This is a genomic window from Leptospira bourretii, from assembly GCF_004770145.1.
In the GTDB taxonomy this organism is placed as follows: domain Bacteria; phylum Spirochaetota; class Leptospiria; order Leptospirales; family Leptospiraceae; genus Leptospira_A; species Leptospira_A bourretii.
Genome location: NZ_RQFW01000019.1, coordinates 1 through 14,071, shown reverse-complemented (window position 1 = coordinate 14,071; position 14,071 = coordinate 1). Strand labels below are relative to the sequence as shown.

Sequence of the window (14,071 nt, the reverse complement as noted above, 5' to 3'; positions counted from 1 at the left end):
ATTACCTTAGGTTGTAAAAAGTATTTACTCCGCTATAAGTTGCATTTTTACCGAGTTCTTCTTCGATACGAAGGAGTTCGTTGTATTTTGCAATTCGGTCTGTCCGGCTAAGTGATCCTGTTTTGATCTGACCGGAATTGGTTGCCACAGCGATATGGGAAATAGTTGCATCTTCCGTTTCTCCAGATCTATGAGAAACCACTGCCGTATACTGCGCTTTTTTTGCCATCTCAATGGCACTGAGGGTTTCTGTGAGAGTTCCGATTTGGTTCACTTTGATGAGAATGGAGTTACCAATCCCTTTTTCGATCCCTTGTGCGAGTTTTTTGATATTGGTTACGAACAAATCATCCCCCACAAGTTGGATCTTTTTCCCCAGTTTTTCGGAAAGTTTTTTCCAGCCTGTCCAATCGTTTTCATCCAGACCGTCTTCCATGGTAATGATCGGATACTTGGACACTAAATTTGAGTAGTATTCTACCAGTTCTTCGGCAGTCTTCTCTGGTTTTTTCTCAGCTTTGAGAACATACTTCTTTTTCTTCTCATCGTAGAACTCAGAAGCTGCACAGTCCAAACCAATTTTGATGTCTAAGTCTGGTTTGTAGCCAGCCTTTTCAATGGCAGTCAAAATGACTTCAATGGCTTCGCTATTGCTAGTTAGGTTAGGCGCAAACCCACCTTCGTCACCCACTGCAGTATTCAGACCTTTTCCTTTCAAAACGGACTTTAAACTATGGAAAACTTCTGCACCCATACGAAGGGCTTCGCGGAAATTGGGAGCCGATATAGGAAGGATCATAAATTCTTGAAAGTCGATATTGTTATCTGCGTGGGCACCACCATTGATGATATTCATCATAGGAACTGGAAGTTCACGAGCAAAAGTTCCCCCAATATAACGGTAGAGCGGAAGGCCTGTATGAACCGCAGCGGCTTTTGCCACTGCCATGGAAACTCCTAGAAGGGCATTGGCACCTAACTTGGACTTGTTGGCAGTTCCATCTAGAGAAATCATAGTTCCATCAACGAGGAGCTGGTTTGTTGCCGAAAGGCCTAAGATGGATTTAGAGATTTTAGAATTTACATTTTCTACGGCTTTGAGTACACCTTTTCCGGAGTATCTTTTTTTATCACCGTCACGAAGTTCGACTGCTTCGTGTTCGCCAGTTGACGCACCAGAGGGAACCGCCGCACGACCAAAGGAACCGTCTTCTAGAGTGACATCCACTTCAACGGTTGGATTTCCTCTGGAATCCATGATTTCACGGGCTTTGACGGAACGAATGCTATCTTTTTGGGACATCGGGAATTGTTTCTCCTAAGGGATAATTTACTCCCAGTCTTAGGAATTTTAAGCCTCTGACAATAAACTTTTTAGACAAAGAGCCTAGTTCCAGGAAAATGACTTAAAAAGAAGAGGGAACCGTGAACGAACGCCAAAAATTCACCCGCAATTTTTCCATCATTGCCCATGTCGACCACGGGAAGTCCACTCTGGCGGATCGTTTGCTTGAAATCGGTCTTGTCACCGACCAAAGGACAAAAAAAGACCAAATCCTTGATTCCATGGACATCGAAAGAGAACGTGGGATCACCATCAAAGCGAACAATGCGTCCTTTGATTACCATGCCAAAGATGGAAATATCTATCATTTAAATTTAATTGATACCCCAGGCCACGTAGACTTTACGTACGAAGTGTCCCGTTCCTTGGCAGCCTGCGAAGGGGTTCTTCTCATTGTGGACGCAAGCCAAGGGGTAGAAGCCCAAACTTTGGCAAATTTATATTTAGCGATGGATTTAGATCTTCGCATAATTCCTGTTATAAATAAAATAGATTTACCTTCTGCTGATATTGACAAATGTAAATTGATGATTGAAGAGTCTTTGGGACTCAATCCAGAGGAAGCCATTCCGATTTCTGCAAAAACTGGTCTCAATGTACAAGATGTTTTAGAGGCTATTTCTTATTTGCTTCCACCACCGGTTGGGGATGTGGATGCTCCTCTCAAAGCACTGATTTACGATTCCTTCTTTGATACCTATATGGGTGTGGTTGCCAAAGTGCGATTGTATGATGGAAAACTGCGCAAAGGCGAAATGATCCATATGATGAACATTGGGCGCCAGTTTACTGTGACGGAAGTGGGGATAAACCGCCTCTCTATGGTGCCTTGCGAAGAATTACAAGCGGGTGACGTAGGTTATGTGGTCGCAGGTATGAAAAAGATGGGAGATGCCAAAACGGGAGACACCATCACCCATGCCAATCGCCAAACCGCCGAAGATGTCAAAGGATTTAAAGATGCAAAACCAATGGTATTTGCAGGTTTATTCCCCATTAACGGGGAAGACTTTGATGCCCTAGTGGATGCCATCGAAAAACTAAAGTTAAACGATTCGGCCCTCACCTTTGAAAGAGAAAATTCGGCAGCCCTAGGATTTGGATTTCGTGTAGGATACTTGGGCCTCCTCCATATGGAAATTGTTCAGGAGCGTTTGGAAAGAGAATTTAACTTAGCTCTTATCACAACAGCACCTTCGGTAAAATTTCGAATCACAACAACCAAAGACGATGTGATCGAAGTGGATAACCCGAGTAAATGGCCAGACCCTATTTTAATTGGAAAGTCAGAAGAACCATTTGTGAAAGCAACCATCATTGCTCCTGAATCGTACGTCGGAAATATCATGTCCCTTGTGATCGAAAAACGTGGGATCCATATGGATACAGTTTATTTATCCAAGGACAAACTCCAACTCACCTATGAACTTCCTTTAGCAGAACTTATCTTTGAATTCTACGACAAACTCAAATCTTATACCAAAGGGTATGCCTCTTTGGATTACGAAGAAGTGGGTTACAGAGATTCTAAACTCGTGCGAATGGACATCCTTGTGAATGGGGAACCGGTGGATGCACTCTCTTCCATTGTTCACAAATCCAAAGCAGAGGAAAGGGGAAGGGTCATCATTGAAAAACTAAAAGACCTGATCCCTCGCCATCAATTTATGATCCCGCTCCAAGCAGCAATTGGCTCCAAAGTGGTAGCCCGGGAAAGTATTTCTGCCCTTCGGAAAAACGTAACAGCAAAGTGTTACGGCGGGGATATTTCTCGTAAGAAAAAACTCCTCGAAAAACAAAAAGAAGGAAAGAAACGGATGAAACAAATTGGAAACGTAGAAATTCCTCAGGAAGCCTTCCTTTCCATTTTGAAAACCGGGGACTAGAGTATCATTTAGAGTGTGAAATTATGCCAAGATTCCCTTGGCATAAAACGATACGGGTTACTGTTATGAATCCAAACAAACAAGGTTGATTAGAATGAATCTTGTCCCGTTCCATCCTTCCGACACTTCCACCTTTTTTCCTGAACTCCCCATCCAGATCTCCGAAGTTCCAGGATTTGCTACCTCTACCTTACAGTTTATCCGAGAAGACAAACTCCCTTTCGGATTCGGGACTAAATGGAGAAAAGCTTTAGGTATCATTCAGTTTTTGAAAGAGAATGAAATCCAGAGGATCCTTCTTTGGGGTGCGATTCACGGAAACTATCTAGCCAGTTTTACAACCATTCTCCGTCGCAGTGGTTTCTTTGTGGATGTAGTGGCTTACACCCGAGATCCCAATCTTCATTCCTATAATGAAAGATTGGTTCGAGGGCATTCACACACTTTAGTCTGTTATGCGAATCGTAAAACAGCTTACGAGGTATGGTTACAGAAAGGAAAGAAATATTCAGGTTTAGCCTTACCTGAATTTGGAATCCACCCAGGACAAAAATACGGGCTTATATCTTTTTGGATGGAACTGGAAAAAAAAATAAAGGACTCCTTAAATTCCTTTTCCTTTGTTCCTACGAGTTCTGAATTTCATTCGCACGAAGCCATCATCAGAATGGAAATTGGATCCGGTGCTACCTTCCTTTCTGCCTTTGATTATTTTTATGAATCTCCCATCCTTGTCCAAGGAGTGATGGTGGGAGAAACAAAAGAAACCTGGTTACAAAAAAGAGAAGAACTACAAAAACAGTTGGGCCTAAGAAACATCCCGATCCCAAGAGAACAAATATTGGAAATTCCTAAAAATAATGAAAAGTCCCAAACCCATATACAATTCGATAACCATCTGAACAAAACATCGATTTCCTTTGGCAAACAGTCTAAGTCCTCAAAAGATTGGATTCGAGAGTTTTATAGAAATACCAATATCCTCTTAGAACCGATTTATAGTGGAATGACGGTTAAACCCTTACTACGGGAAATAAACGAGAAGCAAATAGCTCCCATTTTTTACCTCCACCAAGGAGGCCAAATCCAACATCTGGATTTGATTTTGGAGAAAAGTCCCAAATGAATACTTTTGATAGACCGCTTGTTTCCATCATAATACCCACCTATAACCGAAAGACAATTGTGGATCGGGCCATACAATCCGTAGTCAACCAAACCTATCCCCACTGGGAACTGCATATTGTAGATGATGGTTCTACCGATGGTACCTGGATGGACCTTCTTTCGAAACTTCCTGGTTGGAAAGGAAAGTTATCTTCCTTTGGCAGAAATCACAAATCCATCCAAATCCACCAAACAGAACATAGGGGAGTGAGTAGAGCCAGAAACTTTGGAATTGAAAGTGCCAGTGGCGAGTGGGTTGCCTTTTTAGATTCGGATGATGAATGGTATCCCGACAAACTTTCCAAACAAATCGAATTTCATAAATCCCATCCAGAATTTTTCTTTTCCCAAACGAGAGAGGTCTGGAATAAAAAAGGGAATCTAATGGGACCCAAAGGGAAATACAGGAAACTCTCAGGATGGTTTTTAAAAGAGTCCTTGGAACTTTGTATGGTGACCTCTTCCAGTTTTTTTGCCCATAAACCAACCTTGGAAACCATTGGAGGATTTCGCATTGAACTACCCGTATGTGAAGATTATGATTTATGGAACCGAATTTTGTTATCTGGCCATCCGATTGGCTTACTAGAAGAAAACTTAATGGTTCGTTATGGAGGTAGCGATGATCAACTTTCAAATCAATACCAAGCTCTCGAAAGATTTCGATTGTATTCGCTATTGCTGACTCATAAAGAATTCCGAGAAGTTGGGAAATGGGATTTATTAGAATTACAGACTAAGTCTCTATTTCAAAAAGCCATTACGACTCGGGGAGAAACCATCCTCCAGGGTAGGAGTAAACGAGGGAAAGAAACCGATTGGATCAAACGTTTGTTAGAGAATTTTCAATCGGAAAAATCAATTTCGCTAGAGGATTTATCAGCTTTGTTAGTTGACTCTCTTTTTTGATTTAAAGAAAGTTGGGATCTATGTTAAGATTCCGAATTTTCTTTGTCCTTCTACTCAACATTTTTACTGTTTCCACCATCCACGCAGAAGGTACCTCAACCAATGAAATTCGCTTCCGGATCGCAAAAAACAATGTTCCTTTAAAAATAGAAACTAATCCTTATTATCTTGGTCATATTCTGGAACTTAGAATCTTTCAAGTTTTAAAATTGGATTTTTCCCCAGAAGAAATAGCAACCATTGTCGATTTTATTCTTACCAATGCATCCAAAGAAAGTCCAAACCAAATTGTCATTCCCGGTTATGAAAAAAACTTAGAACTTGTCATTGGGTTTCGTTACATTGAAAAAGCAGGGGATATCTTATTTCTTGTAGTGACTAACTATAATGTCGAAACAGAAAGTATTGATACAAGTGATCTCCAAAAACAACTAGCAACCATTTGTCAGGTAAAATCCAATCGTTTCGTATATTTTGAAAATTTAAATTCTGAGAAAAAAATCACTGAATACAAAGAATCTGGAAACTTTTTGAGTCTTGCTGATCACTATCTAATGGATGAAGATCCAACCAACGATGATTTGGTGAATCCTATTTTGGAATCTATTCTTGCCGATGAAAAAAGGAATGAACTAGAAAAATTTTATGCTTTTTTAACCAAAGGGCAACTTGCCATCATCCAAAAAAAGATAAACTTAGCGGAAGAAATCAAATCTAAATCAGCATTAAGAATTCAGAAAGTAAATCCAGACGATAAAAAAAAGGCTGAATTCATTCTAAAAATGTATTCCAAGGAATTGGAATGGATCAAGATTTACGAAAATCAAAAATTGAGTCCTCTAAAAACATAAAAACCCGGTCGTTCACCAACCGGGTTCCCTTTATCTTTCACAAAACCCAAGTTTTGCGAAAATATTCCTATCGAAAATACCTCTAAAGTGAATTCACTTAGCTGGAGATAAATTCTCTGTTGAGTCTTGTGATGAAGTTTACCGAAATTTCTTTCGGACAAGCTGCTTCACATTCGTATTGGTTTGTACAATTTCCAAATCCTTCTTTGTCCATTGCATTTACCATTTTACGAACTCTTTCTTTCTTTTCTACCACACCTTGCGGGAGGAGTGCCAAATGTGATACTTTTGCAGAAACAAAGAGCATGGCAGATGCATTTTTACAAGCCGCCACACAAGCCCCACATCCAATACAAGTTGCCGCATCCATCGCAAGATCAGCATCTACCTTTGGAATTGGCAACGCATTTCCATCGGGAGCTCCACCTGTATTGATCGATACATAACCGCCAGCTTGGATGATACGATCAAAAGCAGAACGATCCACCAAAAGGTCTTTTACCACAGGGAAAGCTTTGGCTCTCCACGGTTCGATAAAAATGGTATCTCCATCTTTGAACTTACGCATATGCAATTGGCAAGTCGTAGTCCCTTTTTCTGGACCATGCGGAACCCCGTTGATCACCATAGAACATGCCCCACAAATCCCTTCGCGGCAGTCATGGTCAAAGGCAATCGGCTCATCACCTTTTTTGATTAGGTCATCGTTCACAACATCCAACATCTCAAGGAAAGACATATGTTCGCTGATATTGTTAGCTTCGTAACTAACCATACGACCTTTATCGTTTTTATTTTTTTGTCGCCAAACTTTAAGGTGTAACTTCATTGTATCCATTATTTGTAGCTCCTTACGGCTAGGTGGATGTTTTCATACTCGAGTTTTTCGCGGTGTTCTACAGGAGCCTTTCCTTCACCTTTATACTCCCAAGCAGTTACGTGACAGAATTTATCGTCATTACGTTTTGCTTCACCATCTTCGGTTTGGTGTTCCTCACGGAAGTGACCACCACAAGATTCTTCTCTTGTAAGTGCATCTAAACAGAGTAATTCACCAAACTCTAGGTAGTCGGCAACACGACCGGCTTTTTCCAACTCTTGGTTGAGCTCAGATCCTGATCCGGCAACTTTTACGTTTTTCCAAAATTCCTCTCTCAATTCAGGAATTTTTTTCAAGGCATCTTTGAGGCCTTTTTCGTTACGTGCCATACCACACTGATCCCACATGATTTTACCGAGGGCTCTATGGAAATCATCAGGAGTTTTTTTACCGTTGATTGCTAATAATTTATTGGTCATCTCGCGAACACGTGCTTCTGCTTCTTTAAACTCAGGTCTGTCAGTGGAGATATTTTTATGACCTTCTTTAGCGAAATAATCACCAATGGTATAAGGAATCACAAAGTATCCATCAGCAAGCCCTTGCATCAGAGCGGAGGCTCCGAGTCGGTTCGCACCATGGTCAGAGAAGTTTGCTTCTCCTAGTACGTGAAGACCAGGAATATTAGACATTAAGTTGTAATCCACCCAAAGCCCACCCATAGTATAGTGAACCGCAGGGTAAATACGCATTGGCACTTTGTATGGGTTTTCTCCCGTAATACGTTCATACATTTGGAAGAGGTTGTCATAGCGGTCAGCTACTACTGGTTCTCCCAATCGTTTGATGGAATCAGAAAAATCCAAATACACACCAAGTCGTTTATCACCAACCTTTGGACCCACACCAAGACCGTTGTCACAGGCTTCTTTGGCAGAACGTGAAGAGATGTCCCGCGGTGCTAAGTTTCCGTAAGAAGGGTATTTTCTTTCGAGGTAATAATCTCTTTCGTCTTCAGGAATTTCGTGAGGAGCACGGAGATCATCTTTTTTCTTAGGAACCCAAACCCGTCCATCGTTACGAAGTGATTCGGACATAAGAGTGAGTTTGGATTGGTAATCTCCTGCTTGTGGGATACAAGTAGGGTGGATTTGCGTATAACAAGGGTTTGCAAATCCTGCCCCTTTTTTGTAAGCACGGTAAGTAGCAGTCACATTCGATCCTTTTGCGTTGGTAGAAAGGTAAAATACGTTTCCGTACCCGCCGGATGCAAGGATGACTGCGTCTCCCGCGTGGGAAGAAATCTCACCAGTGACTAGATCACGAACTACGATTCCTTTGGCATGACCATCAACAAGAACTAGTTCCAACATCTCTGTTCTTGGATACATTTTGACGGCACCACGAGAGATTTGTTTTTCTAGCGCCGAGTAGGCACCAAGTAACAACTGTTGGCCAGTTTGTCCTTTGGCATAAAAAGTACGAGATACTTGCGCTCCACCAAAAGACCGGTTGGATAAGGTTCCACCATACTCACGAGCAAAAGGAACTCCTTGTGCCACACATTGGTCAATGATGTTTGTGGATTCATGAGCCAAACGATAAACGTTTGCTTCCCTTGCACGGAAGTCACCACCTTTTACAGTGTCATAGAACAAGCGATAAACAGAGTCACCATCGTTTTGGTAATTCTTTGCAGCATTGATACCACCTTGGGCAGCAATGGAGTGAGCTCGTCTTGGGCTATCTTGGAAACAGAAAACAGAAACTTGGTATCCAAGTTCAGAGAGTGTCGCAGCAGCAGAAGCTCCCGCAAGTCCTGTTCCCACGATGATGACTTTATACTTACGTTTGTTTGCCGGGTTTACAAGTTTGATATCTTGTTTGTGTTTGTCCCATTTTTGTTCTAATGGACCCGACGGAATTTTTGCATCTAATTTCATAACTTCTCCTAAAAACCCTTAACGGACATACCCGAGTAAAATCGAGATCGGCATGGAACAGTTTCCCAGGAAAATGATAAGACCAAGTCCTGTAGAAGCTTTCTGAATGGCTGGGTTGTGTTTTGGTGCAAGGATTCCCAAAGTCTGAAGCATAGAACCCAATGCATGGGAAAAATGAAGAGCAAGGAAAACCATAAATACAATATAAGTTCCTGAAATGATTGGATCTTGAAACCCAAGAATCACCATAGCATAAACATCATGTACGACATCACCGTTTTTAAGGATGTATTCAAAACTGTAATGTTCCGGGTTAGTAATTCCTAAAGTAAAATGTGCCAAGTGGTATACAAGGAACGTGAGTAAAAGGAGCCCACTATAAGCCATTGTGCGAGAAGCTACAGAAGCTTGGATGGTAGAACCCTTTGCATAAGACACAGGCCTTGCTTTTGAGTTTTCAATTTTAAGAAGGATGGCAGTGCATACGTGGCCAAAAAAGGCAACAATCAATCCAATCCTTGCTACCCATAGTAGCGGTCCTAAATCTTTGAGAAACTTTGCATAGGTGTTTAATTTTTCTGGTCCTTGGAAAACTTGAAGGTTTCCGACCATATGAAGGATCACGAACCCAAACCAGATAAATCCGGTAATGGCCATTATGATCTTCTTTCCAATTGAGGATCGAAAGAAGTCTAGACTCAACGTCATTGAAGAGCTCCTGTAGAGTGTAGGTGTAAATTTTTCTATTACGTCCAGTTTCAGACTGATTCCACTTCCCGTAAATTCATAAATCTTCGGTGAAGAAATCTTGAGAATTTGAGTTTGTTTCTCAATAAGGAGCAAGGAAATTCCAAACTGGAAAAGGGGTTGAGTTGGGGCCAGAGGCCAGTGATTGTAGCAAAATCTTGCGAAGAGAACAAAAAGGGAACAATCAGATTCTTCATTCCTGGTCCAAGACAGTCATTTTATTCTGTTTTTTCTTCCTTTCCATTCAATGTTCCAAACCCAGTGGGAACTTTCCTGAAAATCGAAAGACCTATTTACGGGAAGTAGGATTGCCCATACTTGTGACCATTCGTCCGCGCCACAAAATTAGTACAAAAGAATTGCAGTTGTTTGTCAAAACAGAAAACCTAACAAACATTAATATAACAAAGTTTCAGATTTTATTTTTTGCTCTCGATTTACAAAAACAAATTTTAATTCCAGAAGACAAAAAAACACCGGAGTTGATTTGTTCGATCGAAAAAAAAATCCAACCCAATGTGATTCTCAAATGCCATGTAGGTCCCTATGTTTATACAAACCTATGGTCTTCGATCCAAATTCAATCGATCTCATTTACGACAGAGGATCAAATTCGCCATGTCATCAGCGAAGAAGACTTAGATGACGTGACTGTTTGGTTATAAGATTTAGTCATTTTATTTCTTAAAAAAATTTTGTCTGAATTTAAAAATAGAAAAGAATCAAATCCATTGGTGTTGACACCCAATTCATAAAATTTTAATATTCCCAGACCATTATGTTTTCAAAAATCAAAAATGATCTCCCTTCAGGCTTAGTTGTATTCTTAGTTGCACTCCCACTTTGTTTGGGAGTTGCCTTAGCAAGTGGAGCCCCATTACTTTCCGGAGTGATTTCGGGGGTCATCGGCGGAGTGATCGTTGGGATTCTCAGTCATTCGAATACAAGTGTCAGTGGACCTGCAGCAGGACTTGTGACTTTGGTGTTGGCTGCAATTGCCGGTCTTGGTGATTATCATACTTTTCTTCTCGCCGTTTTTCTTGCTGGATTGATCCAAATCACGATTGGTTTTTTAAGAGGTGGATTCATTGCAAACTACATTCCTTCGAATGTGATCCAAGGTTTACTCGCATCCATTGGAATCATCCTCATCTTAAAACAAATTCCGCATGCTGTGGGATTCGACGTAGACCCAGAAGAAGACTTTATCTTTTTTCAAAAAGATGGAGAAAACACATTCTCTGAACTTTTTAATATCATCAATTTTTTTTCCTGGGGAGCTGTTCTCATTGCCGTTTCTTCTCTGGCACTTATCTTTACTTATGATAGGGCAAAATGGAAACTTTTAAAGTTTTTGCCTTCGCCAGTCCTTGTCATTCTTTTGGGAGTATTTCTAAACGGTATTTTCCAAATTTATTTTCCTGGGCTTTATCTTTCTGAAAAACATTTAGTCTCAATACCCAATATCAAGAATTGGGAATCTGTTTTTTTCTTTCCCAATTTTTCTGCCATTACGGATACCAAAGTTTGGTATTTTGCCTTTACAATTGCTGCCTTTGCAACTCTCGAAACTTTACTTAATTTAGATGCTGTTGAAAGGATTGACCCTCACAAAAGGTTGGCATCACCAAACAGAGAACTTGTGGCACAAGGTATAGGAAACTCACTCTCTGGATTGATTGGGGGTCTACCAATTACTTCTGTAATTGTTAGAAGTTCTGTAAATATTTATGCGGGAGCAGAATCAAAACTATCAACAATATTCCACGGAATTCTTTTGTCTATCAGTGTTATTTTTTTTGGTTCTTTTTTAAACCTAATCCCACTTTCTTCATTAGCTGTAATTTTAATTGTTACGGGTTTTAAACTAACTAACTTAAGTTTGTACAAATCCATTTACAACAAAGGAATATACCAATTTCTTCCATTCATAGCAACGATTATAGCGATCATCTTCACAGACCTTCTAACAGGTGTTTTAATTGGACTTTCTATCAGTTTTATATTCATTCTCAAAAACAATTACAAAAATCCATTTTCAGTGGAAACAGAAACTCTAAATATTGGTGAAACCATTAGGATTGAACTTCCAAACCAAGTATCTTTTTTAAATAGAGCTTCCATTAAAGACACTCTTTGGGCTTTGCCCGAAAATTCCAAATTGATAGTAGATGCATCAAACTGCAATTTCATTGACCATGATATTTTAGAAGTATTAGAAGAGTTTAAAACTGTGGTTTCTGTAGAGAAAAAAATCCAACTGAATCTAATTGGATTAAAAGATTCTTATGAACTGAGTGATCAAGTTCAGTTTGTCAATATTTTAGACAAAGAAGCACAACAGAAATTAACTCCTGATGAAATTTTGGATTTTTTGAAACGAGGGAACGAACGGTTTGTCAAAGGAAAATGGTCGGAAAAATACTTCAAACACCAAGTAAATGCCACCGCTTTTGGACAAAATCCCATTGCCGTAGTTTTATCTTGTATTGATTCAAGGACAAGTCCCGAAATTATTTTTGACGCAGGTCTTGGGGATATCATTTCGATTCGTATTGCAGGGAATATCGTAAACGAAGAAATACTAGGAAGTTTAGAGTTATCCTGCGACAAAATTGGGACTAAGTTAATTGTTGTTCTTGGACATTCTAATTGTGGGGCAGTTTCGAGTGCTCTTTATGCTCTTCGAGAAGGAAACATCGCAAGCATCACAAACAAAATTCAAAAAGCAATTGATGAATCAGAAAAAATCATCCATCCCATCCAAAAAGAAAACGAACATATTTTCAATCATGTTGTGAAAGCAAATGTGAAAAATTCCATCCAGGAGATTTTGACTAAGAGCCCATTTTTATCAGGAAAAGTGAATTCTAAAGAAATCAAAATTGTCTCAGGTTTTTATGATACCTCATCTGGTGAAGTTCAGTTTTTTGAATCGATAGAACCAGTGGGGAAGGGAAAAAATTTGATTTAAATAGTATGTAACACCACCCAGACAACAAATCAATATCGTTGCCTGGGTGTGGTATATATCTATTTATAAACAGGAACAAACAATGGTTTGTATGCATTACGATTGACGTAAGCAATAAAAGCATTGGCAACAACAACAAAAATCCCAACAGGGATTCCTTCAGGTGCAATCATGATGTGAACAAAGAAAATGTTCACAACAATAGGTGCGATGACAACCGAAGCCAATGGAACAAATCTGCCTGACAAAAACGCAATCGCACAAACTAACTCTGTTACTTTAATGAGGGTCATTAAATAACCAGAAGCTTTGATACCATCATTAAATACTTTTAAATCACCCGTTGTTTCTGGTTGTTGGACCAAGTTAAAGAGAATTACCACGGAAGAAAAAAGGAATAATGCACCAAGCAAAACCCTAACGATTAAATAAGCAATTTTCATACCATTTTCCTTTGAATGTTCTTTTTTCCTAACCAGGACTTTTCAAAAAATCATCCTCGTTTTCCGAATTATGAACAAAACAAATAGAAAGTCACTATGTTTTCAAAGATTCTAAATATCAAAAACCGAAATGAGAGGAAACTTTTCAGGTTTTTTCAGGTCCGATCTGCAATAAACTCGTTGTTTGGTGGCATTGATTTGTAAGGCCAGACTTATGAAATACCAATTTCGACTTGCTTCAGCTATGTTCTGTTTGTTGGCTAATTGCGTAGCAACTTCCCGTACAGATTTTTCGCAAATAGATCGATCAGAAAAATCCCTACGACTCCAATATGCACAGGAACTAGAAACCAAAGTTTTAAAAGTAGGCCCATCACAAGAAATTTCGATCGGACAATTTGCACTCCAATCACTGTCAAACACGAGTCCTCGTTATTTTTCCGTTAGTTCTTTATCACCTCTCAAATCCAATGACCCACTGGAACCCGGAGTGATTGTGTTAAGAAAAGTCCAAGTGGACCGATCTCTGGAATTTGAAGACGGAACTACTAAATTCCGTCATGCCACCTTTGCTTCGATTGTCGAGTTTTTGGTGATAAGTCCTTTAGGAGAACAACAGCGAATCTTAGGACACTCTGAACAAATCATATCCAGAACCATTCCTTTTAGCGCAGATGACAAGGAATCAAAAGACAAAATTGCGACAAGCATCCAGTCGGCAATTGAGGAAGGATTAAGACAAATCGTCTCTTTGGAGGATTTTCCGTCATTTTTTAAAAGTCAGAATATGTTTCAAAGGTAAGTTGGAGAAAACCTGTAACCCATGTGAGTGATCAAAAGTGTTACCGATGTGCCTTTCTATACAAAAGGTCCAATCCGTAATGCGACATAATACTAATTATGGGAAGTTGCATATTGCTTCATAATTAATAGTATCTAAAATCAAAATAATGCTTCAAAAGTAAAAGTATTCGAAGTAACATTCT

The 14,071-nt window shown here is 39.7% G+C and carries 12 protein-coding genes; 7 read left to right on the top strand and 5 right to left on the bottom strand.

Translation table 11 applies throughout. The features are described from left to right. Position 1: 1 nt before the first annotated feature. Entirely contained in the window at positions 2–1,303 is a 1,302-nt protein-coding gene (gene eno / locus EHQ47_RS14375) for a phosphopyruvate hydratase (RefSeq protein ID WP_135749108.1), read from the bottom strand. A gap of 122 nt (positions 1,304–1,425) precedes the next feature. On the opposite strand from eno, the gene lepA reads away from it, so the two are divergent. The 4 genes from lepA to EHQ47_RS14355 all read left to right on the top strand — a co-directional run bounded on the left by lepA (position 1,426) and on the right by EHQ47_RS14355 (position 6,158). After that, complete coding sequence (gene lepA / locus EHQ47_RS14370; protein ID WP_135777436.1) at positions 1,426–3,231, top strand: translation elongation factor 4; 1,806 nt, start codon at positions 1,426–1,428, stop codon at positions 3,229–3,231. Between the two features lie 94 nt (positions 3,232–3,325). Then, positions 3,326–4,357 carry a hypothetical protein gene (locus EHQ47_RS14365; protein WP_135777435.1) on the top strand — a complete coding sequence of 344 codons (1,032 nt, stop codon included), beginning with the start codon at positions 3,326–3,328 and terminating at the stop codon, positions 4,355–4,357. Next, entirely contained in the window at positions 4,354–5,307 is a 954-nt protein-coding gene (locus EHQ47_RS14360) for a glycosyltransferase family 2 protein (protein ID WP_135749111.1), read from the top strand. The genes EHQ47_RS14365 and EHQ47_RS14360 overlap by 4 nt, the downstream gene beginning before the upstream one ends. 20 nt (positions 5,308–5,327) lie before the next feature. Continuing rightward, entirely contained in the window at positions 5,328–6,158 is an 831-nt protein-coding gene (locus EHQ47_RS14355) for a hypothetical protein (RefSeq protein ID WP_135749112.1), read from the top strand. Between the two features lie 97 nt (positions 6,159–6,255). Here the strand turns inward: EHQ47_RS14355 and EHQ47_RS14350 are convergent, their stop codons facing one another. Genes EHQ47_RS14350 through EHQ47_RS14340 form a run of 3 tightly spaced genes read right to left on the bottom strand, consistent with a single transcriptional unit; the run spans position 6,256 to position 9,629 of the window. Beyond that, positions 6,256–6,987 (bottom strand): succinate dehydrogenase/fumarate reductase iron-sulfur subunit, encoded by a 732-nt coding sequence (locus EHQ47_RS14350; protein WP_135749113.1) that lies wholly within the window; start codon positions 6,985–6,987, stop codon positions 6,256–6,258. Positions 6,988–6,995: 8 nt separating this feature from the next. Further along, positions 6,996–8,921 (bottom strand): fumarate reductase/succinate dehydrogenase flavoprotein subunit, encoded by a 1,926-nt coding sequence (locus tag EHQ47_RS14345; RefSeq protein ID WP_135583488.1) that lies wholly within the window; start codon positions 8,919–8,921, stop codon positions 6,996–6,998. Between the two features lie 18 nt (positions 8,922–8,939). Beyond that, positions 8,940–9,629 (bottom strand): succinate dehydrogenase cytochrome b subunit, encoded by a 690-nt coding sequence (locus EHQ47_RS14340; protein ID WP_135749114.1) that lies wholly within the window; start codon positions 9,627–9,629, stop codon positions 8,940–8,942. A gap of 359 nt (positions 9,630–9,988) precedes the next feature. Here EHQ47_RS14340 and EHQ47_RS14335 point away from each other — a divergent pair, with 359 nt between their 5' ends. Both EHQ47_RS14335 and EHQ47_RS14330 read left to right on the top strand, forming a co-directional pair. After that, the gene (locus EHQ47_RS14335; protein WP_244290370.1) at positions 9,989–10,333 is read left to right on the top strand and encodes a hypothetical protein; all 345 of its coding nucleotides are present in this window, start codon (positions 9,989–9,991) and stop codon (positions 10,331–10,333) included. Positions 10,334–10,446: 113 nt separating this feature from the next. After that, positions 10,447–12,642, top strand: coding sequence for a SulP family inorganic anion transporter (locus tag EHQ47_RS14330; RefSeq protein ID WP_135777434.1), 2,196 nt, complete (start codon positions 10,447–10,449; stop codon positions 12,640–12,642). A 59-nt stretch (positions 12,643–12,701) separates the two neighbouring features. Here the strand turns inward: EHQ47_RS14330 and EHQ47_RS14325 are convergent, their stop codons facing one another. Beyond that, the gene (locus EHQ47_RS14325; protein ID WP_135749116.1) at positions 12,702–13,085 is read right to left on the bottom strand and encodes a DoxX family protein; all 384 of its coding nucleotides are present in this window, start codon (positions 13,083–13,085) and stop codon (positions 12,702–12,704) included. Between the two features lie 214 nt (positions 13,086–13,299). On the opposite strand from EHQ47_RS14325, the gene EHQ47_RS14320 reads away from it, so the two are divergent. Next, positions 13,300–13,887: a hypothetical protein gene (locus tag EHQ47_RS14320; protein ID WP_135749117.1), complete on the top strand. Its 588-nt coding sequence runs from the start codon at positions 13,300–13,302 to the stop codon at positions 13,885–13,887. Positions 13,888–14,071 lie beyond the last annotated feature (184 nt).